This is a genomic window from Candidatus Kapaibacterium sp. (assembly GCA_025059875.1).
Taxonomy (GTDB): domain Bacteria; phylum Bacteroidota; class Ignavibacteria; order Kapaibacteriales; family HRBIN21; genus HRBIN21.
In genome coordinates this window covers 409,056-434,190 of the sequence record JANXCT010000002.1, presented here as the reverse complement: position 1 = coordinate 434,190, position 25,135 = coordinate 409,056, and the positions used below count along the sequence as shown (strand labels likewise).

The 25,135-nt window shown below is 58.6% G+C and carries 17 protein-coding genes and 2 tRNA genes; 13 read left to right on the top strand and 6 right to left on the bottom strand.

From position 1 onward, the window contains the following. The first annotated feature begins 2 nt into the window (after positions 1-2). Complete coding sequence (gene rfaE2 / locus NZ960_04495; GenBank protein ID MCS7176868.1) at positions 3-479, top strand: D-glycero-beta-D-manno-heptose 1-phosphate adenylyltransferase; 477 nt, start codon at positions 3-5, stop codon at positions 477-479. Here the strand turns inward: rfaE2 and NZ960_04490 are convergent. Together NZ960_04490 and NZ960_04485 are read right to left on the bottom strand one after the other, a co-directional pair. After that, positions 476-1,690, bottom strand: a complete 1,215-nt coding sequence (locus NZ960_04490; GenBank protein ID MCS7176867.1) for a hypothetical protein — start codon at positions 1,688-1,690, stop codon at positions 476-478. The two genes, rfaE2 and NZ960_04490, sit on opposite strands and share 4 nt — an antisense overlap. Next, entirely contained in the window at positions 1,687-2,910 is a 1,224-nt protein-coding gene (locus NZ960_04485) for a hypothetical protein (protein MCS7176866.1), read from the bottom strand. Before NZ960_04485 ends, NZ960_04490 begins: the two co-directional genes overlap by 4 nt. Before the next feature lie 135 nt (positions 2,911-3,045). On the opposite strand from NZ960_04485, the gene NZ960_04480 reads away from it, so the two are divergent. From NZ960_04480 to NZ960_04470, 3 genes are read left to right on the top strand one after another with little or no spacing between them, the layout of a single operon-like run. Further along, on the top strand, positions 3,046-3,852 hold the full coding sequence (locus NZ960_04480) for an SAM-dependent chlorinase/fluorinase (protein ID MCS7176865.1): 807 nt from the start codon (positions 3,046-3,048) through the stop codon (positions 3,850-3,852). Between the two features lie 58 nt (positions 3,853-3,910). After that, on the top strand, positions 3,911-5,134 hold the full coding sequence (locus NZ960_04475) for a metallophosphoesterase (GenBank protein ID MCS7176864.1): 1,224 nt from the start codon (positions 3,911-3,913) through the stop codon (positions 5,132-5,134). A gap of 2 nt (positions 5,135-5,136) precedes the next feature. After that, a complete protein-coding gene (locus tag NZ960_04470; protein MCS7176863.1) occupies positions 5,137-6,147 on the top strand; it encodes a DHH family phosphoesterase in 1,011 nt (336 codons plus the stop codon). Here the strand turns inward: NZ960_04470 and lat are convergent. Next, positions 6,137-7,474 carry an L-lysine 6-transaminase gene (lat, locus tag NZ960_04465; protein ID MCS7176862.1) on the bottom strand — a complete coding sequence of 446 codons (1,338 nt, stop codon included), beginning with the start codon at positions 7,472-7,474 and terminating at the stop codon, positions 6,137-6,139. The two genes, NZ960_04470 and lat, sit on opposite strands and share 11 nt — an antisense overlap. 214 nt (positions 7,475-7,688) lie before the next feature. Here lat and NZ960_04460 point away from each other — a divergent pair, with 214 nt between their 5' ends. The 6 genes from NZ960_04460 (at position 7,689) to NZ960_04435 (ending at position 18,327) form a co-directional block, all read left to right on the top strand. Next, entirely contained in the window at positions 7,689-9,014 is a 1,326-nt protein-coding gene (locus tag NZ960_04460; GenBank protein MCS7176861.1) for a hypothetical protein, read from the top strand. Positions 9,015-9,064: 50 nt separating this feature from the next. Continuing rightward, entirely contained in the window at positions 9,065-14,725 is a 5,661-nt protein-coding gene (locus tag NZ960_04455; GenBank protein ID MCS7176860.1) for a C25 family cysteine peptidase, read from the top strand. Between the two features lie 67 nt (positions 14,726-14,792). Further along, a complete protein-coding gene (gene thrS / locus NZ960_04450) occupies positions 14,793-16,763 on the top strand; it encodes a threonine--tRNA ligase (protein ID MCS7176859.1) in 1,971 nt (656 codons plus the stop codon). Then, positions 16,756-18,129, top strand: a complete 1,374-nt coding sequence (locus NZ960_04445; GenBank protein ID MCS7176858.1) for a PQQ-dependent sugar dehydrogenase — start codon at positions 16,756-16,758, stop codon at positions 18,127-18,129. Before thrS ends, NZ960_04445 begins: the two co-directional genes overlap by 8 nt. A 43-nt stretch (positions 18,130-18,172) precedes the next feature. Beyond that, a tRNA-Ala gene (locus NZ960_04440) sits at positions 18,173-18,245 on the top strand. Positions 18,246-18,253: 8 nt separating this feature from the next. After that, a tRNA-Asp gene (locus tag NZ960_04435) sits at positions 18,254-18,327 on the top strand. Between the two features lie 540 nt (positions 18,328-18,867). Here NZ960_04435 and NZ960_04430 read toward each other — a convergent pair. Further along, positions 18,868-20,154, bottom strand: coding sequence for a GWxTD domain-containing protein (locus NZ960_04430; protein MCS7176857.1), 1,287 nt, complete (start codon positions 20,152-20,154; stop codon positions 18,868-18,870). Continuing rightward, the gene (gene rimO, locus NZ960_04425) at positions 20,111-21,421 is read right to left on the bottom strand and encodes a 30S ribosomal protein S12 methylthiotransferase RimO (GenBank protein ID MCS7176856.1); all 1,311 of its coding nucleotides are present in this window, start codon (positions 21,419-21,421) and stop codon (positions 20,111-20,113) included. Before rimO ends, NZ960_04430 begins: the two co-directional genes overlap by 44 nt. Before the next feature lie 125 nt (positions 21,422-21,546). On the opposite strand from rimO, the gene NZ960_04420 reads away from it, so the two are divergent. The 3 genes from NZ960_04420 to mreD are packed head-to-tail and all read left to right on the top strand — an operon-like array spanning position 21,547 to position 23,806. Continuing rightward, on the top strand, positions 21,547-22,398 hold the full coding sequence (locus tag NZ960_04420; GenBank protein MCS7176855.1) for a 3-hydroxybutyryl-CoA dehydrogenase: 852 nt from the start codon (positions 21,547-21,549) through the stop codon (positions 22,396-22,398). Between the two features lie 18 nt (positions 22,399-22,416). Continuing rightward, the gene (locus NZ960_04415; protein MCS7176854.1) at positions 22,417-23,268 is read left to right on the top strand and encodes a rod shape-determining protein MreC; all 852 of its coding nucleotides are present in this window, start codon (positions 22,417-22,419) and stop codon (positions 23,266-23,268) included. 7 nt (positions 23,269-23,275) lie between these two features. Next, positions 23,276-23,806, top strand: coding sequence for a rod shape-determining protein MreD (mreD, locus tag NZ960_04410; protein MCS7176853.1), 531 nt, complete (start codon positions 23,276-23,278; stop codon positions 23,804-23,806). Here the strand turns inward: mreD and NZ960_04405 are convergent. Further along, positions 23,790-25,103 carry an OmpA family protein gene (locus NZ960_04405; protein ID MCS7176852.1) on the bottom strand — a complete coding sequence of 438 codons (1,314 nt, stop codon included), beginning with the start codon at positions 25,101-25,103 and terminating at the stop codon, positions 23,790-23,792. The two genes, mreD and NZ960_04405, sit on opposite strands and share 17 nt — an antisense overlap. Positions 25,104-25,135 lie beyond the last annotated feature (32 nt).

Here is a 25,135-nt window from a genome sequence, read left to right as displayed (position 1 = left end):
AGATGGTAGTCGAGCGAGCTCTCTTGGGTGCCCTCTGCCAGCATCTACGAGCGTCCGCGAAGCGGCTGGTCTTCACGAATGGCTGTTTCGACGTACTACACTTGGGGCATGTGCGGTACTTGGAGCAAGCGCGGCGCCTCGGAGATGTTCTCATTGTGGGCGTGAACTCCGATGCTTCTGTGCGTCGCCTCAAGGGAGAGAAACGCCCTCTCCGGTCTGAGCAGGAACGGGCAGCGCTCGTTGCGGCGCTGAAGCCGGTGGATTTTGTTACCATCTTCGACGAGGATACGCCGACAGCACTGATTGCGGAGCTCCGGCCCGACGTACTAGTCAAGGGTGGGGACTACCAGTACGAGCAAATTGCAGGTGCAGAGCTTGTCCGCTCGTGGGGAGGTGAGGTGGTCATTCTACCGTATGTGGAGGGGTACTCGACAACGCGGTTCGTCGAAGAGCTCATTCGGAGGTACTGCACGCCTTAGCGACGGCGTACCGGGAGGAACCACTGTTCACCTAGGCTGAGCGTGAAGGAGAAGCGTCCGAACCACTCCTGTACAAGCCGCGGGATATTCCGTCCACGTGTGCCGACCTGACATGCCATGTCGAGCATCGCTGCGTTACCCAAAGGTAAACTCAAGCCACCAGAGAGTGCATACTCCGAGATCGAGTGGCCGTGCACGCGGTAGTAGAGCCGACTCCAGCGTACTCCCACGGCCACTCCGATGCGGTCCCAGTAACTCCGACCCTCCCGCGGCGAGGCTGTCCGTAGGAGGCTCGCGGAGAGGCTATACAGCGGCTGGAAGTTTGCGATCGGCGAGGAGCGATAGTCCAATCGCCGAAGGTCAGCATAGAGGGCCTCCGCGCCTACTACCAAGCGTCCGTGGTGGTACGAGATTCCACCAGCAATACTGGCCGGGAGGCTCCAACGGAACTCTCGGGTGAAGGTAGTATCGGCAAAGGTGTGGGGATAAGCGTATCGCCACACTTGCTGTGTAGAGAGTACGGTCGGTATGGTGATTGCCACAGCCCAGAGCCAATGGGGATGGGGACGGTGCCAGATACCAGCGCTCATCCCAACCCCGGATAGCCAGTCAGTAACTGCTTGCGTGTCGGGTGCAGACCATTGGTCAAGGAACTGAGTGACTCGCTCGGCCTGGAAGAGGCCGAAGTAGTATCGTACGCTTAGCCCAACGCCAACCGTAGGGATTGGCTTCATGGCTATCCCCACGTAGGCAACGGTGATGCCACCGCTAGCGAGGACGCGGTAGCTCCCAACGAGGGTGTCGTCGAGTACCACAGCTCTCAGTGGGACAGCGGCCGTGGCGTTGACTGACGTCAACGGGTAGAAACCTGTTCCTACGCTCCAGCCCTTGCTGGTGTCTACAGCAAATATCAGGAGGAGCCCCTCTACTTTGCCATTGTTCTGGGCAGCAGTCCCTGCTTGGCTGCTGATCCGCTGCTGATGGAAGCGATAGCCGCCCTGAAGACGGGTCGAAGTGACAAAGGTCCAGAGGGCAGGGTTAACTGTGCTGATGCCATACTCCGAAGGGAGTGCTACAGCGCTGGAGTTGGCTCCGTCGTAGAGAGCGCCGACGCTCGGCCTGAGGTCGCCGATGCCGAACATCGAATAGTTTGAGCCTCCCTGAGCCCACGCCAGAATTGGCGCCAGAATGGAAGCTACGAGGCGCTTCATGGCTGTCTTCGGGCCGAATAGAGGATGACCAGCAGTGGGGCTCGTGAGCCGGAGCGCTCTAACGTAATCCGGTCCAACCGAGAGTAGAGGTCTGTTGCTGGGAGGCTGATGGAGAGTGTCCCCCGCCGTCCACGGCGGAGCCAGTGCTCCAGGATTGGGGCCAGCGACTTACTGATGAAGCTGCTGCTAGCGGCGTCGTAGGTAGCCGTTGCACCGATCCAGGATGGGACCCCAGAGTCAGTCGGTGTCAAGGTGAGGGTGCGGAGTCTGCCGTAGTTGCTGGTCCAGTAGGTGGTAGTATCGGCCCACAGGCGGAGTTCGGCACGGTGAATCGCAGCTGTCGCTGGGAGGGCATCTAGGCGAATGTGTAGCCTTGGTGCGTATTGGACTCCAGGCTGCAGAACGAGGAGGCGGGTTGTATCGGCCTGCGGAGGGGAGATAAAGCTTCCTGCGTAGCCGGCGGTGAGACGTAAGGTGTCGATGACGTTGTCTCTCCGCCGGTAGGCGACCTGTAGTTGTGGGGCTGGTCGTTCCAAGCGGCCGACGGCTTGCGTTGCAAATGCTCGGATAGCAGTCATTGCAAGAGTTGGGAGAAGGGCAATCCCGTAAATCTGCTGCCGTAAGGTGCTGTCTGCCTGGAAACGGAGCCATTCTGCAATGAGCTGTCGGCCAGCCTCATTAAGCTCGACTCGCACGGGCTCTGCCGTGTCTCTCAAGGGAATATTCCCCTCCCAGCGCCCCAGTTCCAATGGGTCTATTACTCCTGCATCACCTGCGGCAAAGAGGCTGTCCCACGTCGACTTGGGACTCCATAGTCGAAGGACCTTGGTAACTTGGAACGAGAGATGAGTTGCGCCTGCTGAGGTATCTCCCAGCGCGTAGCGTTCAGGTGTAAGCACTATGGTGGCCTGTAGGATGTCGGCTGCGGTGACGTAGGGGAGGCTGTCGGGAATGTCGGTAAAACGGAGGAGGGTACGGGCTTCCATGTCTTGAAAGCGTCCCACGAAGAGGGTGCCGACATTGAAGATAGGCTGCTGTACGCGCTCTGTGAACGCTGCAGCAATGAGGAGCGTATCGGCAGAGGAGAGTGTCTTCAGCTCAGCAGTGTCTGGGAGGAATTCGGCTCCAACTGGCGATGGAGGCTCGTTGCAGGAGAAGAGGAGAGAGAGCACAACTCCCCACCCTGCTGTCTGGCAGCACTTGTAAGGGAGAAAGCACATGCTGGTAGACACGTAGCCGCTTAGGAGCTACAAAAATGCAAAATCCAAAATGGCCCTGCGGGGCTTTACGTTACGAGCCTACAGAGCTTCTTCGTCTTTGGCAAGGGCTGATCGAAACGAGCCTGCTGCGGGGAGATGGCTAAGGGACCGATAGTGCTGCTGACCGATTACGGGCTTCAGGATACGTACGTCGGCGTCGTCAAGGGGGTAATAGCCCACATTGCTCCGGGTGTGCCTGTCATTGACCTGCTCCACATGGTACGTCCTCAGCAAGTACGGCAGGGAGCCTATGCTCTCTGGGTGGGTGAGCCGTACTTCCCTGAGGGCTCTGTCTTCGTTGTTGTCGTGGACCCCGGCGTGGGGACAGAACGGCGAGCCGTAGCAGTGGAGAGCCATAGCAAGTACTTCGTAGCCCCCGACAACGGGGTACTGAGCTTTGTACTTCGGCGTTACGGAGTCACCCGTGCCGTAGTGTTGAACAACTCGGCGTACCATCTGCCTCGTGTCAGCTCTACGTTCCATGGGCGTGACATCTTTGCTCCAGTGGCAGCCCATCTGGCCCGTGGAGTAGAACTGGAGGCTGTAGGAGAGCCAGTACCTCCGGAGACTCTGTGCCAGCTTCCGCCGCCGCGGTGTGAAGAGCATGGTGGTGTCTGGAGTGGTGAGGTGCTCCATATCGACCGCTTCGGGAACATTGTTACGTCGCTGCTGGCTGAGCAGTTGGGAATCGAGGAAGAGCTGCGTGAGCGAGCTCGGTGGCGCGTTCGGGTCCGATCCCTGACGGTCGTGGGAGTGAGTAGGACGTTTGCGGATGTTCCAGAGGGAGACTTCTGTGCGTACGTAGGGAGCGATGGGCTATTGGAGGTAGCTCGGAGGAACGGAGACGCAGCAGCTACGCTTGGGGTTTCCATTGGGGAAGAGGTGCATGTTTGGAAAGCGTAACCTACACGAGTTGCTCCCTGTTCGTCTCTAACCCCGAATTGTGGACGCTGCTCCCGCGATGCCAGACGGGACGACTGCATTTGTGTGCGCAGTGGCAGGGCTACTCGGCCTAATTGTGCTACAGCTTCCAGGATGGCTGTGGCTGTGGCGACAACAGGCTAGCTCTACGCGGAGAAGTCTCATTGCCCTGGTGCTGCTAATGGCTCATGCTCCCTTCTTCTACTGGCTGCTGCTGTACAAGGGGATGCTACTGGAACTCCCGGCCACGGTGTGGTATGTTGCCTGGTTCTTTGGATTAGCAGTCGTGCTCAGTGGGCTAGGGCTTACAGTGTGGCGGGCAGTGGCTCGGTGCAAGGTTGCGGCAGGAAATCCTGCCAATGTCCCGGTGTCCTCACAGCGGCGTTCCTTCCTACGCTTTGCTGTCCTCAGCGGCATCAGTATCGTTGGCTCAGCCCAGCTCCTGGCAACGACGCGTCCACGCCGTGGGCACGTTGAGTTCGTCGAGCTACCGGTTTCAGGACTTCCGCCGGAGCTGGCGGGGCTCCGAATCGGCGTGGTGAGCGATATCCACTCGGGGCCCTTCATGCAGCGCTTCCAAATGGAGCAGTATCGGCGAGAGCTCGAAGAGTTAGGGTGCGATGTAGTCGTCCTGCCAGGTGACTTCATCATCAACCGAACGGCAGAAATCTACCCCTTTGCAGAAGCGTTTGCTGGCCTCTCGGCTCCGCTGGGCGTATACGCGGTCACAGGTAATCACGACTACTTCTCTGGAGAGGTCGAGCGGATCTGCCGTGAGATCGAGCAGGCGGGAATTCGCCTCTTGCGGAACGAAGCCGTCGTCCTGGAGCGGAATGGCAGTCGGCTAACTCTGGCCGGGTTGGATGACTTCTATGCTCGATTGCTTCCAGCTTACGTAGAAGGTGCAGCCGATCCAGACGGGATGCTTTCACGCTGGGAGAGCCTCTTGCAGGATCTCCCTCGGCCACGTATCGTTGCTTGCCATCGGCCCTACTACTTTGAGCATCTTGTCTTGCTAGGGGCGGACGCGGTTCTTTCAGGCCACACCCATGGTGGGCAGATTGTATTGGCAGAACTTGGTAGTTTGAGGCTTGCACCAGCAGCAATCGTCTCCCCCTATCTTGCTGGCACATACTGGTCTATGCACCGTCCGCAGGCTTGGATGTATGTCACTCGAGGTATTGGCACAGTTGGCATCCCCGTTCGGTGGAACGCTCCACCAGAGATTACCCACCTCCGACTTGTCCCAGCAGAGGAGGCATAAGTGTGGGGCAGGGGAGCCTCGGAGCGGCATTTGCAGCAGCACGACAGTTGCTTTGCCAGAGTCGCTCCATCGTCCTTACTACTCACATCCATCCCGACGGTGATGGGATTGGCTCAGCGCTAGCCCTTTGGCACTACCTACGGCAGCAAGGGAAAGACGTTCGCATCATCCTCCACAGCTCGGTGCCGGCGCCATTGCGTTTCTTGCCGGGTGCGGAAGAGATTGAGCAATGGAAGGTTGCAGAGCACAAGGCTATCGTCGGGACAGCCGACGTCATCGTTGTGGTAGACACCAGTGAGCTGAGTCGTTTAGGAGCTCTAGCACAAAGTGTAGCGAACTCGCCTGCGCGGAAAGTCGTAATTGACCACCACCTCTCTCCCCAGCCGTTTGCTGACGTCTACGTCATCGACCCTACGGCATGTGCTACGGGCGAGCTCGTGTGGCGTTTCCTCCGGTTCCTCGGTGGACCTTATCGGCAACGAGAGATAGGGATAGCCCTCTACACAGCCATTATGACCGATACGGGCAGCTTTGCCTACTCCAACACGTCTGCGGCTGCCCACCGAACGGTCGCGGAACTGGTAGAGCTGGGGGTAGATATCCCAACAGTGCATGACCATGTTTTCCACTCATGGTCGCTGGCGCGGATGCGCCTGCTCGGAGAAGTGCTGGCCGGAATGGAACTCTACCACGGTGGGAGAGTGTGTCTGCTGGTTGTGCCGAGGGAGGCCTTCCTTCGGACAGGAGCTGTAGAGGAGGACATTGAGGGCTTTGCTCAGTACACACTTTCTGTTGAAGGCGTGCAGATTGGGTTGTTAGTTGTAGAGCTGCCGATGGAGGGTGGAATCAAAGTCTCCTTCCGCTCACGAGCCGGGATATCAGTTCATGAGCTTGCAGCAGAGTTCGGAGGTGGAGGTCACGAACATGCCGCAGGAGCTCGTATCTCGAATGGCGAGCTCCCTGAGGTGTGCCAGCGCTTAGTAGAGCGCGCAGCGGCCTATCTTAGGCCATAACAGAGTGGCGGAGCTGCGGTAGGAAGGAAGCGATTCGGTCAATCGCTTCGTCCACAATGTCCGGCGTTATGTTCAGTGGTGGGCGGAAGCGGATAGAGCGTTCGCCACACGGTAGGAGAAGGAGCCCTGCTTCGAAGGCCAGTCGCCGAAAGTGCTGACGTACCGTAGGATTCGGTAGATCGAAGGCACAGAAGAGACCACGCCCGCGGACATTGCTGAGGAGTTCGGGGAATTCCTGAGCGAGGCCCTGAAGACGTTGCTGTAAGTACTCTCCGACTCGCTGTGCATTTTCCAGCAATCGCTCCGAGTAGATGATCTCCAAGTAGCGTGTTGCACGCAACATGTCCACTAGGTTCCCGCCCCACGTAGAGTTAATACGGCCGGGTACGTGGAAGACATTTTCAGGCTCCGTGTCGACTCGGTCGGTAACCAAGATGCCACAGACCTGCATCTTCTTGCCGAAGACCAGGATGTCGGGGGTCACGCCCATCTGTTCGTGTGCCCACATCGTCCCGGTGAGGCCAACACCGGTTTGGACTTCGTCGAAGATCAGCAGTGCTTCGTTCTCATCCGCTATTTGGCGCAGAGCCTGGAGGAACTCTGGTCGGAAGTGATTGTCTCCGCCCTCACCTTGGATCGGCTCTATGATGATGGCGGCGATGTCATCTTTGTAGTCATGAAAAGCCTGGAGGATGTCAGCGATGACTTGGCGCTCTTCACGCTCAACGCGCTCTAACTCTGCGTCCGTGATTGGGAAGCGGAGGGCTGGGTTGTGGACGCGCGGCCACGGGAACTTAGGGAAGTACATCGTCTTGATGGGGTTGGTGTTGGTCAAGGATAGGGTGTAACCGCTGCGTCCATGGAAGGCTTGACGGAAGTGCAGAATTCGGTGCCCATGTTCAAAGGCGTATCCCTTGCGGAAGTTTCGGCGGACTTTCCAGTCGAAGGCAACCTTCAGCGCGTTTTCTACTGCTAGTGCGCCGCCCTCGATGAAGAAGGCGTACCGGAATGCTGGCGGAGCAGCTATGGCGAAGAGGGTCTTGACAAATGTTGCGTAGATCTCGGTGTAGAGGTCGGAGTTGGAAGGCTTGTTGAGTGCCGCAAGGAGGAGCATTCGCAGGAAGCCTGGCTCGAAGAGCTTAGGGTGGTTGAACCCGAGGGGCATGGAGGCGAAGCAAGTGAAGAGATCTAGGTACTCTTTGCCAGACCGGGCGTCGACGATGGAAGATGGGGTGCTGCGTTCCAGATCCACTACTAGGTCGAACCCGTCTACGAGGATATGCTGGCAAAGCTCCTGCAGTACCTCTTCTGGGCGTACGGGGAACATCGGCTCATATGCAGCAGCATCTGGCGAGGCGAGTGTCGGCAGCACTTCTAACAGCTGCCCCATAGCTAGCTCCGAAAACACGTTTCACAGCAGTAGGGAAAACGAAGAAGAGGTCTTAGCTCGTGTCCCGGCGGCTTTGGTAGGAAAGAGTAAACGTCTTATATTGCAGTTTTGCAAGTTACAATGGTCTAGTCAAGCACGATAGGAGTTAGGGATGGCAAAGGTAAGGCAGGATCGTTCGGCTCGAGCAGGACTGCCGCATTATGTGGTCTTTGCCATGCTCTTCGTGGGGACTACGTGGCTATTCCACACGTTTCTGCTCCCGCGGATAGTGGAGTACTTCTTCGTCTCCCAGTTCAAGCCAGCAACTGGCAAGTCGCTGGTCAACTTCCGCGGTGTTTATGCTACACCCTCTGCTGAGGGAGAGAAGTTCGCAGGCATGGAGGTTCGGCGGGAGTACATCAACCGCGAATACATCTTTGACTTTACCCCAAAAGCCCGTAATGAGTGGGAGCACGGCTACACGAAAGCTGCCAGTGAGTGGCTCGCAAAAGCCCCAAAACTCGGCGAGGATCCGATCATCCTGGAACCCTTTGGATTCATTATTCTGTCGCTGGACATTGGATTCCTGCTAGCTATCCTGCTGACATTGATCCTGCCTCCTTCCATCGGGCTCATGGCGGCGAAGGTGGAAGAAGCGATTGAAGAGACGAAGGCGAAGGTGCGTATCCAGACAGGCTTCAACGAGGAGGTAATCGACATTCTAGTGATGCGGGACGAGGAACTGGCACAGCTGGAGTGGAACACTCTCCGTCGTGTCTTTGCCTATGTCTGGGAGCGGACGACTTCGGAAGAGCAAGTAGCTTCGCGGAAGTACCCACTGCGGTTCGAAGAGGTCTTCACCCCTGATGTAGACCCTGCCCGTTTCCGGCGTGAAATTCTAGACAACCGCATCCGGGAATACTTCTCGGACTTCGTTGCGCGTGAGATTGTGGATACTCGTGCAGCTCAGCTCTGGCGCCAAAACCGGCTCAAGATTGGCAAGGCGCTACGGCTCTACATGAGTCACCATTTCGCAGAGCAGTACTCTAACGCTGTGACAGGGTTGGCGTACGGGGGGGCAGCGCTGCTCATCATTGCGATCGGTATTCGCGGGCTGAAGTTTATCCCGGCTACCCGGCCAAGCCTGATTCTCTTTGCTATCTTCCTGGAGTTCTCGATGTTAGCACTGCTGGCGTTTACGCTCTTCTACACGGAGGCAGAAGAGCGAGTGGACAAGATGCTGAAGAAGATGGAGGATGCAGCTCGCGGGCAGCTGGAGACACTGGAGCAGCAGTCTCGCGATATCCATCGCTTGGCAGAAGCACTGGAGGGCGGAACGACGGAGCTCATCCGCAGGCGAGTCGAGGAGGCTATTACCGAATACCTCACCTCTGACGACAAGATCAAGCGGATGGTGGCAGAGGAGATCAGCCAGAAAATCCTGATCGGGATCCGGGAAGCAACGGAGACCAAAGACAAGGACGGCAATAAAGTTTAGGTGCTTTGTCGGTAGTTATGGGCAATGGGGGGTGCTGTCAGCACCTCGGCATGCGAGTTAAGCAAGTCCTTATGGCCTGCGTCAGTAGTGTTGCGCTGCTATCGGCGGCAGTGCAACGGCAACTTTCTCCCGCGGGAATAGAGCTAGAGCTCCATCTCCCTCGCGCAGAGATTCGTCAGTTGTCGACTGGACGCTACGGGGCATTCCTGGCGGAGAGGGGAGCATTCTTCATACCGGATTCTGCAGCACCAGCATGCGAGTGCTTGCAGTTCTGGCTTGCCATTCCTCGTCTGGGACAGCTCCCCGATGTCGAAGTCACAGTGGTCCACCAGCGGCACTGGGAGAATGTAGCGCTTGCCACAGTAGGTGAAGCATTGCTGGGGTCGGCAGCAGCAGAAGCACGGTCAGCTGAGGCTGGAGTGGCGCTACGATACGCAGGAATTTGGCGTGGCATCCCAGTAGCGGTGCTTCGGGTGTGTCCTTGGAGGTACGACGCAGACCGACGTCGGCTAAGCCTGTGGGCGGCGCTGCGGCTTCGGATACGGTATCCAGAGCCGATGAAGGTACTAGCTTCGATTGGCTCCTGGGCACCGGGAGAGTGGGAATGGGCACGTCAACTCCTCAACCCAGAGCATGCTCTCGGCTTTCGTAGTACTGAAGGTCTCCATGGAGGAACGGAGCCTTTTAGGTTTGAGCGCCCGATCGTCAAGTTGACCACGCTCTCCGACGGCATTGCGGTAGTACCGCTCCGCCGGGTTTTGGAGGTGATGCCGGAGTGGAGAGGGACTTCCACATCCCGTCTAGAGCTACTCTGGCGCGGGATGGCCACCCCTTGTCTTTTGCTTGATCGAGACGGGAGCCTGGATGACTCAGACACCCTCTTGTTCTTTGGGCGCCGTCCAGCTGGCGATACGACGTGGCTGGATGCCTACACTGCCGAAGAGCCGTTCTTCCTGGTACTGCGCGACAGCGGCAGTGGCCTGCGCTTCCTCCCATTACAGGCGGATGGGTCCCCATTGGCTGAGGCTGATATTCTCCCGACTAGGTTCTGGCGGGAATCCGATAGGGTCTACGTTTCGGGAGCGAACGTGGGCTTCTTCCGCAACTGGACTGAGACAGCTCCCGGTGAGGGGTGGTACTGGAGTACAATGCGAGCTGGGGGTAAGTGGAGAGATTCGCTTCAACTGGTAGCAACGGACTCGATATCGGTCCGACTCATCGGATATGCTCTCAACAGCCTGAGTACCTGTGCTCCGGAGCATCGGCTGATGGTCTTCCTCAACGGGGACACGGTCGGTGCGGTCCAGAGGAGTGGATGGGGTGGTATGGATGGGCAATGGAAGCTCCCTCCCAGCCGGTGGTCAGCGGGTTGGAATGTGGTGGCAGTGAGCTCCTTGCCTGCGGACACGGTAGCTGTCTGCTCCGTGGCGGAGCAAGGGATTGATGCATGGGAGCTCATTCTACGTCCCGGACCTGTAGCATACGGTGGCCAGTGGCATGGCAGGGTTACCACATCGGACTCCGCTGCGCGCTTGGTTCTCCATGGCTTCCGGACGCGGCGAGCGATGGCCATTGATACACTGCGCTGGCGGGCGGCCCTTTTGGAGGGAACTCCCGAGAGGGTCGTTCGTGTTGCTGCGCGGTCGGGCAGACAGCCGCTGACAGAGCTCTTCATAGGGGACAGCTTGGTAGTTCGCAGGGAAGAACGGGGGACGCTCCTCCTTTGGTGGCAGCCGCCGCAGTACGAGCAGCAGTTGCGGTGGATTCAAGGGGATGCTGCCAGTCTACAGCGGCTCCTTGTGCAGTTACCTTCAGGGACGTTCGTCGTCGGGGCTGTTACGGAGTCGCTACCGACGGCGGTGACGGAACTACTTAGGACGTGGGGCCTACAGCAGGGCGAGCAGACACGGGGAGGCCAAGCATGGGTCTGGGTACTCCGCCGCGGCGATACGTTACCTCTGTATGAGCGTGCGGCTGCCGAAGGGGAGTGGGCGAATCTGTTCTGGAGCTTTCCGCAGGGTAGCGGGCAGTACCGGGTTGAGATAAGCTTGTCAAGGCGCGACACGGCTGTCTTGTGGGTGGCCGATGAGCGACGTTGGCAGCCGATAGGCGTAGAGCGTCTGCAACCGCCTTCTCTCCTTGCAGCAGAACCGCAAGCGGACGCTATCATCATCGCTCCGCCCCAGCTCCTGGCAGCAGCCCGACAGTGGGCCCAGATGCGGCAGCAGACGCATGGGATACGGAGTCGTATCGTGACGACAGTCGAGATCAGCTCTGCATTTGGCTTCGGTCGGTTGACGCCACATGCAATCAAGGCCTTCCTACGGTACGCCTACGAGCGGTGGCGGTCGCCAGCTCCGCAGTTCGTGTTGCTGTTCGGCTCTGCGAGTTGGGATGCCCGGAATCTACTGGGGCACCGGAAGCCGAACTTGGTGCCGGCCTATGGAGTGCCTCCGAGCGACTACTGGTATACCCTCCTGCAGGGCGATGACTACCTGCCCGAGCTCTTCATTGGGCGGATTCCCGCGGCCGACAGTGCTGAGGCAGCGGTAGTTCTTGGGAAGCTGGCAGCGTGGGAGGATGCTGCCGCAGAGCTCTGGCGTAAGCGTGCGCTCCTCATCTTCGGCTATGGCTTCAACAACACGATGGAGACCTACTACCAGTGGCTCACGGATTGGCTTGGCATGGAACCGACTGTAGTCCAGAAGGAGACTCCTGAACCCAGCAGCAGCCGTTACGGACCGCAAATCCGGCAGGTACTCCAGGAGGGAGTGGGGCTGACGATCTACTTCGGCCACGGGGCGGAGGCCAACATGGAGGTCCAGGGCTGGGAACCACAGCGGCTGACAAATGTGGAGCACTACAGCATCCTGATGACGCTCTCGTGCTCGATGGGCAACTTCGCGGTGCCCTACGTGCGTGCTTACAACGAACAGTATGTCACCGTCCCCGGCGGGATGGTGGCAGCGATGGGGATGGCTGGGATTGGATGGGACATTGTGGAGAAGACGGTTCAGCACCACTTCTTCCGCGCACTTGTGGAAGAGGGAATTCGGCTCTTAGGCGTGGCGTACACTGCAGCGCGGCTACCGCTAGCAGGGTTTGTGGCTCAAGATGTTTACCGAGCAACGGTCCTGCAACATACGCTCTTAGGGGATCCGCTGCTCCGCTTCCCTGTTGACACAGTCCCTGAGTTCTTCATCGCCTCCGGTCCGTTCATCCACCGTGGAGATGGCCGTCCGCTGGGGGAGGCGCTTCGTGGAGATTCGTTGTGGGTTCGGGTAGCTGTTGGGAACTTAGGGATTGTGCCGTCGCGCCAGTGGCGGCTACGTCTGGTACATCGGAGCCCCCAGGGATGGGATTCAGTGTGGATTGGGGTTAGCCCAGTCCGACGACAGACTACAGTAGACATTCCGCTCCCTTCGGAGTGGCAGAGTGCTGGGAGGCATCAGTTGTGGGTACAGCTCAACCCGGATAGTCTCGTGCCAGAGCGTACGTGGCAGAACAATGAAGCGGTGCTGGAGTACGTACTCCGCGAGCCGCTTCTGGTACCATTGGAGCCGTTACCGTTCTGGCATGTGACAGCGGGACGGGTTCGATTTCGCGTGCTGAATCCCTCGGGGAGGGCTGCTGACTCCCGTTACGAGGCGGAACTATGGAGTGGTGGAGAGCGGATAGAGGCAGCAACGGAGGAGCAGTTACTGCTACGTGATGAGTGCGTAGACTGGCAGCCGGCAGCCGTGCTCCAGCCAGGACGTCGTTATCTCTTCCGGATCCGAGCCGTGCGACGGGGAGACACCCTGTGGACGCAGTGGCTGGAAGTGCCTTTCTGGACCGATACGCTGCCGACCTTTCGTGCTGTCCAGTGGCGCCAGTCGGATAGTGCGGATTGGAGTGCTGGAGTCCTGCAGAACATGGAGGTGGTAAGCGCTAATGGGCAGTCCGTCGTTCAGCTCCGGCGCTGGAGGCGGCAAGTGGAGGCTATCTCGGATCCCGTTCGGACTCGCGCTGTGCTGCGCCTTGACGGTAGGACAGTCATGGAGCTGGAGCAGGAGGCGGGAATTGGAGTAGTGGTGTTCTCGCTCGGGGATACGGTTGCTCAGGTCCGCTTCTATAGGACGGGCCGGACAGGGCAGGAAGAGGATGCCCAGCACTTCCTGAGCCTGCTACGAGACTCCCTCCGCCCCGGACAGATGGTGGCATGGGCTCTTTCGGGTGATGGTCTATGGCGCTGGACGCCAGCACGGTTGGACAGCCTACGCCAGGTGCTGCGTTCTCGCTACGGTTCTCGATTAGCGGATTCCTTGCAGCGGACCGGAATTGCGTTCGTGTTCGTTGGAGATCGTGGCGGTCGGTCTCCCTTTGAGGCATTTCGGCGGGGAGATAGCGTCATGCTGAGTGCGGTCGTGGAGCGCAGAGCCTCCGAGGGATACGTGCTGACACCTTGGATTGGACCGGCACGGCGGTGGGAGCAGGTCCAGTCCTATCTCTCGCCCGCTTCTGCATGGTTCTTGACCATCTACGGCCGCCGTGAGGCAGAGGAGCGAGAGCCAGATATCCTCTACACTGGCCCTGCTGATACCGCCATAGACCTCCGGTCGGAACCGTACTCCTACATTCAGCTCAAGCTGGAGGCACGGGCTGTGGATTCTGTGACCCCGACACTGCGGGAGCTAAGTGTGGCGTTTGAGCCGCAGGGGGAGGTTGGTGTGACGCAGGCTTCTTTGGTACCTGGGACGGCACTGCTTGGGGATACGCTGCCTGTGAGGCTCCGTGTTTGGAATCGGGCTCTCCGTGCTGAGGCTGCGTCCCTTCGCTTCCGCTTCACGGTCTGGCCTAACACCGGACAAGGGGAGTACACTGTGACGCATTCAGCTATACTCCCGCCGGACACGGCCTTGGAGTTTACCGTCCGCCTGCCCACGGTAGGGTGGTATGCTGAGGGGAACCTGAGGGCAACAGTGGCAGCAGCAGGCGAACTCTACTCCTTCAACAACACGGCTGAGGCCAGCTATCGGCTTGGGCTGGATACCATACCGCCTCAGCTTACGTTGTGGTGGCAGGATGGCGAAGTCTTCATTCCACTGGATTCCGCCACCGCCGTATCTCGGCAGCCAACGCTGTGGCTTGTTATTCACGACAACGATCGAACGAAGCCGCTAACGCGAGCACAACTCCCACGCCTGTGGATTGAAGGACGACAAGTAGACAGCCTCACGGCACAGGAGTACAGGTTCTTCACGACAGCGGAGGTAGACTCACTCCCGGTCCGGTTGCGGGGTCCAACGGTTCGGGCAGCGCTACACTTTGTCCCATGGCGGCTGCCGGTAGGGCGCGTCTTTGTATGGGGAATCGCTGAGGATGCTGCTGGATTGCGTGATACCCTCGCTATAGAGCTGCGGGTAGTGGACCGTCCAGCGCTCCGCTTTGTGCGGCAGTATCCGCAGCCCACGGGTAGGGATGTCACGGTGCAGTTCCTCTACGAAGGTCCGCAGGGGCAGGGGGTAGTTGTGGCAGAGGTCTTCTCCGCCGTTGGGGAACTTGTGTACGCTGCAGAGCTCCCGGTGGTCGTGGGACAGAACGAGTGGAAATGGGCTGGGAATACAGTACAGGCGGCTCGGGTGGCTCCTGGGGTCTACCTTTGGAGGCTCTGGCCACAGCACATGGGGCCGAGCGTAGGGATTAGTGGGGTCTGCGTCGTCGTGCCCTAAAGCGGATAGAGGAACGTCTTGCTGCCTGCTGGTGAGTGTGTCTCTCGGGCGACGGCAGCCTAAAACCATGGCGGAGGTCATCGTCGGCGAGGCCCAACGCATTCGGATTACGGCCCCTGATGGGGTCACCGTAGAATTCCCAAGGGGGGTAACGGGTAGGGATGTGGTAGCCACTCTCTTCCCTGAAAAAGCTTCCGAGGCTGTTGGCATCGTCGTCAATGGCACGATCTACGACCTCTCCCGGCAGTTACAGGAGGACGCTACAGTACGGGTCCTGACGTTCGATGACCCGGAGGGCATGCAGGTCTTCTGGCACTCTTCCGCTCATCTCATGGCAGAGGCGCTGGAGCTTCTGTATCCCGGGATCAAGTTCGCCATCGGCCCTCCAATAGAGAATGGCTTCTACTACGACGTTGAGCCTCCCGAAGGGACGACGATTACGGCCGATGACCTGCCTCGGATTGAGCAGGTGATGCGTGAGCTTGCCCAGCGGGATGTTCCGTTTGAGCGCTTTGAAGTCTCTTGGGAGGAGGCTGTGGACTACTATCGTCGGAACTGGAACCCGTACAAGCTGGAGATTCTAGAGGAGCTCCGAGGGCAACCGATCACGTTCTACCGGCAGGGCAACTTCACCGACCTCTGCAAAGGGACCCATGTGCCATCCACGGGGATGCTCCGGTATCCGAAGCTCTTGAGTGTTGCTGGGGCATACTGGCGCGGGGACAGTCGTAACAAGATGCTGACGCGCATCTATGGCATTTGCTTCCCGCGAGAGGAGCAGTTGGAGGCCTTCCTGCAGCTTCGAGAGGAGGCGGAGCGTCGTGACCATCGGAAGTTGGGGCGTGAGCTAGAGCTGTTTCTGCTAACCCCAGCGGTTGGACCCGGGCTCCCTATCTGGCTGCCGAACGGTACAGTGTTGCGTCGGACTCTCGAGAACTTCCTCCGTCGGGAGCAGTTGAAGCGCGGTTACCAAGAAGTTATCACCCCCCACATCGGGAACCTGGAGCTCTACAAAACTTCCGGCCATTACCCTTACTACGCCGACTCCCAGTTCCCACCGATGGAGCTGGATGAGCGGGAGCAGTACCTACTCAAGCCCATGAATTGCCCGCATCACCACCAGATCTACGCATCCAAGCCACGCAGCTACCGAGAGCTTCCGCTGCGCTTAGCGGAGTTTGGGACAGTGTACCGATACGAGCAGTCCGGAGAGCTGAACGGGCTAATTCGCGTCCGCGGATTCACCCAGGACGATGCCCACATTTACTGCACGCCAGAGCAACTCAAGGACGAGATCAAGGCCGTCGTGGAGCTGACACAGTACGTCTTCCGCTGCTTTGGGATGCCCGTAGATGTACGGCTCTCCTTCCGAGATGACAACGACGCGAAGTACGGTGGAGATAAGGCTCTCTGGGAGCGTGCTCAGCGGGAGATCCAGGAGGTGGCCGATGAAATGGGTCTGCAGTACCAAATCGGGCTGGGAGAGGCGGCCTTCTACGGGCCGAAGATCGACTTCATTGTTCGTGATGCTCTCGGGCGGCGTTGGCAGCTTGGGACAGTGCAGGTTGACTATGTGATGCCCGAGCGCTTTCGGTTGGAGTACATTGGCCCCGACGGGCAACCGCATCGTCCGGTGATCATCCATCGCGCTCCCTTCGGTTCGCTGGAGCGCTTTGTGGGGATTCTCATTGAGCACTACGCCGGCAACTTCCCCTTCTGGCTGGCCCCTGTCCAAGCGATGGTGTTGCCAATCACCGATGCCCAGCATGCAGCGGCAATGGAACTGGCGCAGCGGCTTCAGGAGGCTGGTTATCGCGTCCAGGTGGACCTTCGATCCGAACGGCTGCAGCGGAAGATTGCTGAATCAGAACACCGCAAAATCCCCTTCCTGCTCATCCTCGGGCGTAGGGAGGTAGAGGCAGGCACAGTGGCGGTTCGGCGGCATGGGCTTGGTGATCAGGGAGTGCGGAGTGTGGAGGAGGTGGTCCGATGGTTTGCTGAGCTGAACGTTCCGGGAGCGGAAGGGCGGCATGCTTAAGTCCCAGGTGCTTGCACTGTTCGGTACGTTACTGGCTTGGTGTGCCTGGGGAGGGCTATCCTGTAAAGCCCAGGAGTGGGGGTTTGAGCTCCGAGTAGTGGCGCAAGGACTTACGGTGCCCTGGTCCGTGCTCTGGGGAGCTGATGGATGGCTGTGGTGTACGGAACGCCCGGGTCGGATCAGCCGGATTCATCCAGAGACGGGCGAGCAGCGCCTTTTGCTAACGGACATTCCTGGGCTCTATGCCTACACTGAGACGGGCCTTTTGGGCATGGCGCTCCATCCCCGTTTTGTGGACTCTCCATACGTGGCCATAGCGTATACGGTGAGTACTGGCAGCACTGTGGAGTTGCGAATTGTCCGCTATCGCTACGACGCTACGGAGGATACGCTAACAGCCCCTCAAGTTCTTCTTTCCGGAATCCGGGTGGGGAATATCCATGCGGGTTGCCGGTTCTTGAACTTGCCTGATGGGACACTGCTGCTGACGGTTGGGGAGGGCGGGATTCCGTCGCTCTCGCAGGACCTCCGTTCGTTAAGCGGCAAAGTGCTGAGGATCCGCTGGGATGGCAGTATTCCAGCGGACAATCCTCTGCCCGGCAGCCCAATATGGGCGTGGGGGCTACGGAATTCCCAAGGGTTAGCGCTGGGACGTGGCGGGATCGTCTACTGCTCCGAGCATGGGGCTAGCACGGATGATGAGATCAACCTCCTCCAGCCGGGCCGGAACTACGGCTGGCCAGCGGTTGAAGGCTACTGCGACACCCCAACAGAGCAGCAATTCTGTCGGGATTCGAACGTTGCGGCGCCACTATACGCCTGGACGCCAACTGTTGCACCCTGTGGGCTGGCGTACTATGACTCTGCGCTATCGCATCTGCCACAGTTCCGTCATTCCCTGCTCTTGGCGACCTTACGGGGAAACACCCTCTACCAGCTTCGTCTCTCTGCCGACGGCCGGCGCATAACAGAAGTGATCCCATATGCGCTGGGAGTAGGGCGTTTGCGCGACGTGTTGGTGACTCCTCAAGGGCGAGTCTTCCTCAGCACGAGCAATAGGGATGGTCGCGGGACGCCTCGCCCAGGGGATGATAAGATCGTTGAGCTGGTTCCCAAGGCGCAGGATATAGGGACGACTGGCAGTGGGGAGCCACCAATCCACGTTTGGCAGGAGATGGACCGCATGCACTGCGTGGTGCGGAGTTCTGCTCATCTGGCACTCGTTGATGCCTGTGGGCGGCTGCTTTGCCGCTGGCGGGGAGGATCGGGGCAGAGGTGGACAAGTCCTCGGCTCGCTCCTGGCTGGTATGGGCTGATCGTGCATGCAGGGACACGCACGTGGCGGCAAGTGCTGCTGGTTCGTTGAAGTTGGAATAGCGAATTCCTGCTAATTTTGTAGCGCTGTCGCTGGGCCCGTAGCTCAGTTGGGAGAGCGCGTGAATGGCATTCACGAGGTCAGGGGTTCAAATCCCCTCGGGTCCACGGCAACTGGGGCCGTAGCTCAGCTGGTTAGAGCGCCTGCCTGTCACGCAGGAGGACGCGAGTTCGAGTCTCGTCGGCCCCGCTACCCTGTAGCTGGCAGAATCGCCGCTGGGTGGAGGCCGAAGGCTATCGTGCATCGATGGCCTCATTGCTCCGAAAGAGGATGTAAAGCGGCTCTCTATTAGGCAGCACGACGGAAGCCTGTGTGAACGAGCTCAGCGCTCACTAGAGTCCTCGGGGACAGCTAAGTCAGCGGAGGGAATCCTTCTGCATACTCATCGTGCCAGTGACCGCAGTGGCGAGGGGAAATGTCTTCTCTAAAGGGTGCTCAAGTCATGCGACCGTTGAGTCTGGCTGGGGATATCGAGGCCAGTATCATTGGGCAGCGTTGGGACTGAAAGCACCATGTCCTAGCGCTGGGGCTGAAAGTGTTATGACCCTTGTGCGGCCAGATTTGGTATGCCTTTCTGGGCATGGATTGCAGAGATGCTTCGTCACCCTGGCTAGGCTTACCAACGAGGGTGGCCACAGGACGTCGAAGAAGGGAAGGGGGCGGTAAGAGGCTTGTGCTGGCTCGTGCTCGCTACTGCACCTGCCTAACCCGGAAGTGCTCCGCATGCTGTTAACCGCCGCGGTAGCGGTACTTCGCGTTTGGCGGCAAAGGTGTGAGCAGGCGGTAATCTTCAAAGCCAGTGTAGTCCACGAAGAGGAACTCGCGGTCGGTGTAAGTCCAGCGTTCGTACTGGCGGCCATCGCTCTGGAACTGGTCACGACGTAAGGGTGGGCCGAAGATCACGTAGACCATGCCGCGATCGGTAAGCCAGCCTTCGGTATAGCTCCGGAAGAGGCGATTGGCTTGGGCAATCCGGTCGTAGTATTCCTCGAAGGCTTCATTCCGGAGCGTCTCTGGGGTCGGATCCAGTGCTCTCCAGAAAGCCTCAAAGCGGCGTCGCTTCTCGCTCAGCGTGGGGGCTCTCGCGATGCTGTCCATCTGCTCCTGAGTGGCAACGTACCGGAGCTGGCGGATGGCTTGGTCTAAGTCACCGAGCACCCTTCCCCAGAACGTCCAGAGGAAGCTCACGGAGCGCTCACTCTGAGCCAGAGGGATACTGTCACGTTCTATTCGGACTCGAAGGAGCTGGGTCCCGGATGGGAGTTCCTTTGGAAGACTGAGCGGCAGGACGAGGAGGGTTCGTCCCTGACAAAGGGAGTCCAGCTCCCGTCGGTATAGTGGCGCTAAGGGCTTTGCTGCAGGCGTCAGGAGCTCAGCCGTCACGGTCAGCTTACTTTGCGGGACCTTTGCATAGGCTTCCAGTACAGCGAAGGGATGTTCTTCCAGTTGCGCGAGATTGTCAGCGAAGAAGGGAGTTACAATAGGTCGATCTGACCGGAACTCGACGCTGCTTGCTAGCACGATGCTACTGAGGGCAACCTCCGGGAGACGGTAGTCCGGGACTGTATAGCGACGCACGCTAGAGTATGTCTGCTCTGTGGCATTGTCGGTGACAGCGACGGTAATTGTGTACGTGCCTGGAGACAGGTGCTCTACAGTCTGAACGTAATCAAAGCCAGCGGTTGCTCCCTGGGCAACTGCATATGAGGGAGCAGTAACATGCCGGATGTAACGGTGGGTGCGGGAGATCGCTCGTAGGCTGTCGTAGATCACGACGCCGAGGGTGTAGCTAGCTCGAAAACCAGCGGTGTCGGCCGGTCTGAAGCTCAAGGCTGCGTATGGGACGATTGTCCAGACATCTACGCGGGCGTTAGAATCAGCGTTCTCGGCAGCGAAGCAGAGTACGTCGACCAACGGCCGAATCTCTTGGGCGATGGCTTGGGAGGATAGTCCGCACAGGAGGATGAGCACTTCAGCAATCCGCTGCAACACCGTAAAGCTCGTAGTCTGTGGCATCTTCTATCGAGACTGTGACGAACGTGCCAACCTCTAGTGGCCGTTCTGAGCGGACGAAGACCTCGTTGTCAATCTCAGGAGCATCTCTCTCGGTGCGCCCACGGTACTCGTTCGGGGCAATCTGCTCGTCGATGAGAACTTGGAGCGATTTGCCGATCGTTGCTCGGTTGAGCTCGAGGGAGATTTCCCGTTGGAGCTCCATAAGGGCGCGGAGGCGCTCCTGTTTGACTTCAGGCGGGATAGGGTCTCCGAGGATCCAGGCAGCCGTTCCTTCTTCGTGGGAATACGGGAAGACTCCCATCCGTTCGAAGCGGGCTTGGCGTACGAACTCGTAAAGCTCAGCGAACCGCTCCTCTGTCTCGTTCGGATAGCCCACAATGAAGGTGGTGCGTAACGTAATTCCGGGTAGTCGAGAGCGGATCCTTTCAAGCAGCCGCTCTATGCTTCGGCGGGTCACGCCCCGTCGCATGGAGCTGAGGACGGGGGTAGAGATGTGCTGGAGCGGTAGGTCTATGTAGCGGCAGACATTGGGATGATCAGCCATGACCTCGAGGAGCTCTTCGGGAAAGTGAGCGGGATAGGCGTAGAGCAAGCGTATCCATGCCACTCCTTCCAGGCTGCTGAGAGCGGCTACTAAGTCTGCGATGCAACGCTTGCCGTAGAGGTCTACGCCGTAGTACGTCGTGTCCTGAGCAATCAAGATAAGCTCACGTGCCCCACGCTGGACAAGCCACTGGGCTTCCTGGAGCACAAGCTCTATCGGGCGTGATCGGTAGCGTCCGCGTATGAGTGGGATGGCGCAGAAGGAACAGGGATGGTCGCAACCTTCGGCAATTTTGAGGTAGGCGTAGTGCTGGGGGGTGGAGACTTCCCGTTCGCCTACCAGCTCGTAGCGGAAATCGCCCGTAACAGCGCGGACGATGGGTTCGTAAGCCTCAGTGCCGAAGAAGTAATCCACCTCGGGGAGCTCCTGACGGAGTACTTCAGCGTACCGCGCCGAAAGGCACCCCGACACGATGACTCGGCGAACTTGCCCAGAGCGTTTTAGCTCAAGGGCTTCCATAATCGCTTCGATGCTCTCCTGCTTCGCGGCTTCTATGAAGCCACAGGTGTTGAGGATGAGTGTCTCAGCCTCAGCTGGTTCTGTCAGCTGGACGCCATGCACCCGCAGATGTGCTGCGAGCCTTTCTGAGTCAACCGTATTCTTGCTGCAGCCGAGCGTGATGATTGCTGCTGTTGGTGTTCGTAGCAGGCGTGCGCGTGGCATGGATCTCAGAAGAAGCCAACACGGCAGCGGAAGACGTGCCCTTTACGTGCCCTATTGCAGAACGAAGAGAGGAGGTGGTCCGTATTTTTGCGGCCGTTGGTAGAAGATTGCTGGGTGGACGCCGGATGGAGCGTATCCTCGTCATTGGCGCAGGCACGATGGGTAGCGGGATTGCCCAAGTCTTTGCCCAACATGGCTTTCAGGTTGCCGTCGTCGATGTAGCCGAAGAAGTCTTCCAGAGGGCACGCTCGCTCATAGGGCGTAGCCTGGAGCGCCAGGTTAGCAAAGGGGTGCTGACGGAGCAGGAGAAAGAGGCAACGCTCAACCGAATTGAGTTCACGTTAGACCTAGATTCTGCAGCTCCAACAGCGGACTTTGTCATCGAGGCGGCTCCGGAACATGCGGAGCTGAAGCGCCAGCTCTTCGCACGGTTGGATGGGCTCTGCCGTCCAGAGGTCATCTTTGCCACCAATACGTCTTCCATCCCCATCACGTGGCTGGCTGCAAGCACGCGGCGTCCAGACCGAGTTATCGGGATGCACTTCTTCAACCCCGTGCCAGTTATGCAGCTCTGTGAGATTGTCCGGGGGTTGATGACCAGTGATGAGACTTTTCGCACCACTGAAGGGTTGGCACGCCGCATAGGCAAGACACCAGTCTGTGTCCAGGACTCCCCTGGTTTTGTCTCCAACCGAGTGTTGATGCCGATGATCAACGAGGCCATCTACTGCCTCATGGAGGGTGTTGCCTCGGCAGAGGACATCGACACCGTCATGCGTCTTGGGATGAACCATCCGATGGGTCCGCTTGCCTTAGCGGATCTGATTGGGTTGGATGTCTGCTTGGCGATTCTGGAGGTCCTTCATCGCGAGCTCGGAGACGACAAGTACCGTCCGTGCCCCCTACTGCGTAAGATGGTGGCGGCAGGGCACCTGGGACGGAAGACTGGGCGCGGCTTTTACGAGTACAACAGCTGAGGCGGTAAGGCCTCCAGAATGCTGCTGCAGCGGATAGCTGCCTTCTTCGTGCGCTTCCGGCAGTATGTGATTCTAGCTGCACTGCTGCTGCTGTGTGTGGGGTTGATGCAGTTAGGGCAGCCGACAGCTATCCCAGGACTCACGACCTTCACAGTTGGGGTCCTTGGCGTGGTGCAGGGGCTCATTGGGGCAATCCCGAATCCTGCAGCACTGCGCCGAGAGAATGAGCTCCTCGCACGACTCAACACTGCGCTGCTGCTAGAGACTATCAGTCTCCGGCAAGCGGTAGCTGAGAACAAGCAATTCCAGCAGCTTTCGGAGCTACGGCAGCGGCTATCCTACCCTCTTGTCTTCGCCCGTGTAGTAGGATTGACGGTCGGTCAACTGCGGTCGTACGCCATCTTGGATAAAGGGTCTTCCGACGGTCTTCGTCCAGCTATGCCAGTAGTTGCTCCAGCGGGGCTAGTCGGAAGAGTCCAAGCAGTTAGTCCACACTTTGCCGTAGTGGAGCTGCTGGATAACCGAGGAGTTCGGGTAGCTGTAAGGCTCGAATCGTCCTCTGCTGAAGGGATTCTGGCGTGGAAGGGTGTCGTAGGGGAGTTCGCTCTGGAGTACATCCCAACATCTGTGTCGGTTCAGGCAGGCGAGAGAGTTGTGACCTCGGCTTCTAGTGACCGTTTCCCACCCGGAATCCCTGTTGGCACTGTCCAGGAAGTGACACGCGATCCGACGACCCCTTTCTACCGGATTCGTGTTGTACCAGCCGTAGCGTATCAGAGCCTCCAGACTGTAGCCGTACTCCTCCATCGCCCCAATCCTGAGCGGCGAGCGTTAGAGGAGCGGCTCCTCCGTCCAGAGCGGGAGCCGTGAACCGGTTATGGTGCTGCTAGGTGCACGGGCATGGTCGCGTGTGGTAAGCTATAGTGTCGTCGCTCTCGGGGCGGCTGTCCTTCACGTAGTGGTACTCCCGTGGATTGCCGTTGCAGGGATTGTTCCTGACGTGCTTTTAGTGCTAACGGTGTGGATTGCTCTGCGGGAAGGGCAGATAGCCGGAATGATTGCAGGCTTTGGATGTGGGCTCCTGCTAGACTGGGCAATGCAGGGACAGTTAGGACTCCATGCTTTTGCCAAGACGGTAGCGGGGTTTGTTGGTGGTCTCTTTGCACATCCGGAGGATCCTGGGTGGCTAGCCACAGTGGATCTACTCCGTCTAATGGGAATTCTGCTGCTAGTGTGCGTCCTTCACAACCTACTGTACTTCGCTCTCTTTGTCCATCCATTGGAGGTGCCAGTAACGGAGTTTGTCCTGAAGTATGCAGCGGCCACTACGGGATATACAGCGGTAGTTGCGGTTCTTGCCTTACTCTGTTGGCAGCTTGTTCGGAGGAGGTTTACTTCCGAACGATGACGATCTCCACGCGTCGGTTCAGACTGCGCCCGAACTCTGTCTCGTTGTCGGCGATGGGTCGGGTAGAGCCGAATCCTGCAATGAGGAGTTGACGTTCCGACACTCCACGTCGGAGTAAGTACCGGCGGACGCTCTCCGCCCGCTGGAGGGATAGACGGCGGTTGTGGGCTGGACTGCCGCGATTGTCAGTATGTCCCTCTATCCGGATCACAACCTCTGGACGGCGTTTGAGGAAACGTGCGATTGTCTCTAGCTCGGGTACCGTGTCGGGGAGTTCTGCACTATTGATCCCAAAGAGGAGGTGCTCTAAAATGAACTTCCGCCCGATCGCTACGATTGGGATGACTTGCCGAACCAGTTGCCGACGTTCGCGGTCCAGAATAGCCACGCGTATGGAGTCAAGGGGAATGTCTTCACCCGTTCGGTAGGTCAGTACCCAAAGGTTGGTCAGTTCAGCCGCGTAGCGATCTAGGATCCTTGAAAATGGCAGCTGGATATCGTACACAGAGCCGCGCGTTGCATCAGCAATCTGCCTATACTCCTTCAGCTCTGGGCGGGTGATACAGAAGACGCGGAGCTGGTGGCTGCGCAGGAGTTCAATGATTGACTCTGTAGTGAAGTTCGTACGTCCGTGCCCGCGCTCGCCCTGCTGGTGGTAAGGGGCATCTGTGATGAGAACCGCTACTCGATTTGCTGCCGGCCGGAAGGGCATTCTGGAAGCTTCAGCCAAGGCTTCGAGTGCATTTTCCTTCTCATCCATTCCACCACTCGCCCAAATGCGGGCGATCCATCCGATGAATTCCTTGGCATCCTCCGTGAAAGGGTATACCTGTTCGATAATGTCGGAGAACAAGATCAACGCTAGTCGGTAATCAATGCCGTGCAACAGTAGCGTCTGCGTAAAGCGAAGGATGTTATCCCGAACTCCCTTAATGTAAGCCTGCATAGTGCCGGTGACATCCACCACAAATACAAAGTCTATCGGGACGCGACGTTGAGGCGAGAGACGGCTAGTAGCCAGCACAGGGTAGCTTCGGTTGTTCTCCACGATGATGAAATCTTCGGGTAGCAGGGTGTCGGGTTCTTCTCCAAGAACTTCGACAATCAAGTTGACCAACGGGAACTGCGTAATGTCCACGTTGTGTAGCCGGAGTTGAAATGTTGGGCGCTGAGGTTGAATTTGGGCCTGTTCTAAGAGTCGGCGCTGGAGGGAAGCAGTGTCGGGGAGTTCCTGTGGGAGAGCCATCAGCGTGCCCAAGGCACCGGCAAGCACGAGGCTTGCATATCCAGCTCTCATTGGCTCCCCTTAGGGTCTTGTAGCTCAGTCAC

What these genes read in the sequence shown, in the direction of transcription:
- rfaE2 (MCS7176868.1), top strand. Translation starts at nt 3, where the DNA reads ATGGTAGTCGAGCGAGCTCTCTTGGGTGCCCTCTGCCAGCATCTACGA.
- NZ960_04490 (MCS7176867.1), bottom strand. Translation starts at nt 1,690, where the DNA reads ATGAAGCGCCTCGTAGCTTCCATTCTGGCGCCAATTCTGGCGTGGGCT.
- NZ960_04485 (MCS7176866.1), bottom strand. Translation starts at nt 2,910, where the DNA reads ATGTGCTTTCTCCCTTACAAGTGCTGCCAGACAGCAGGGTGGGGAGTT.
- NZ960_04480 (MCS7176865.1), top strand. Translation starts at nt 3,046, where the DNA reads ATGGCTAAGGGACCGATAGTGCTGCTGACCGATTACGGGCTTCAGGAT.
- NZ960_04475 (MCS7176864.1), top strand. Translation starts at nt 3,911, where the DNA reads ATGCCAGACGGGACGACTGCATTTGTGTGCGCAGTGGCAGGGCTACTC.
- lat (MCS7176862.1), bottom strand. Translation starts at nt 7,474, where the DNA reads ATGTTCCCCGTACGCCCAGAAGAGGTACTGCAGGAGCTTTGCCAGCAT.
- NZ960_04460 (MCS7176861.1), top strand. Translation starts at nt 7,689, where the DNA reads ATGGCAAAGGTAAGGCAGGATCGTTCGGCTCGAGCAGGACTGCCGCAT.
- NZ960_04455 (MCS7176860.1), top strand. Translation starts at nt 9,065, where the DNA reads ATGCGAGTTAAGCAAGTCCTTATGGCCTGCGTCAGTAGTGTTGCGCTG.
- thrS (MCS7176859.1), top strand. Translation starts at nt 14,793, where the DNA reads ATGGCGGAGGTCATCGTCGGCGAGGCCCAACGCATTCGGATTACGGCC.
- NZ960_04445 (MCS7176858.1), top strand. Translation starts at nt 16,756, where the DNA reads ATGCTTAAGTCCCAGGTGCTTGCACTGTTCGGTACGTTACTGGCTTGG.
- NZ960_04430 (MCS7176857.1), bottom strand. Translation starts at nt 20,154, where the DNA reads ATGCCACAGACTACGAGCTTTACGGTGTTGCAGCGGATTGCTGAAGTG.
- rimO (MCS7176856.1), bottom strand. Translation starts at nt 21,421, where the DNA reads ATGCCACGCGCACGCCTGCTACGAACACCAACAGCAGCAATCATCACG.
- NZ960_04420 (MCS7176855.1), top strand. Translation starts at nt 21,547, where the DNA reads ATGGAGCGTATCCTCGTCATTGGCGCAGGCACGATGGGTAGCGGGATT.
- NZ960_04415 (MCS7176854.1), top strand. Translation starts at nt 22,417, where the DNA reads ATGCTGCTGCAGCGGATAGCTGCCTTCTTCGTGCGCTTCCGGCAGTAT.
- mreD (MCS7176853.1), top strand. Translation starts at nt 23,276, where the DNA reads ATGGTGCTGCTAGGTGCACGGGCATGGTCGCGTGTGGTAAGCTATAGT.
- NZ960_04405 (MCS7176852.1), bottom strand. Translation starts at nt 25,103, where the DNA reads ATGAGAGCTGGATATGCAAGCCTCGTGCTTGCCGGTGCCTTGGGCACG.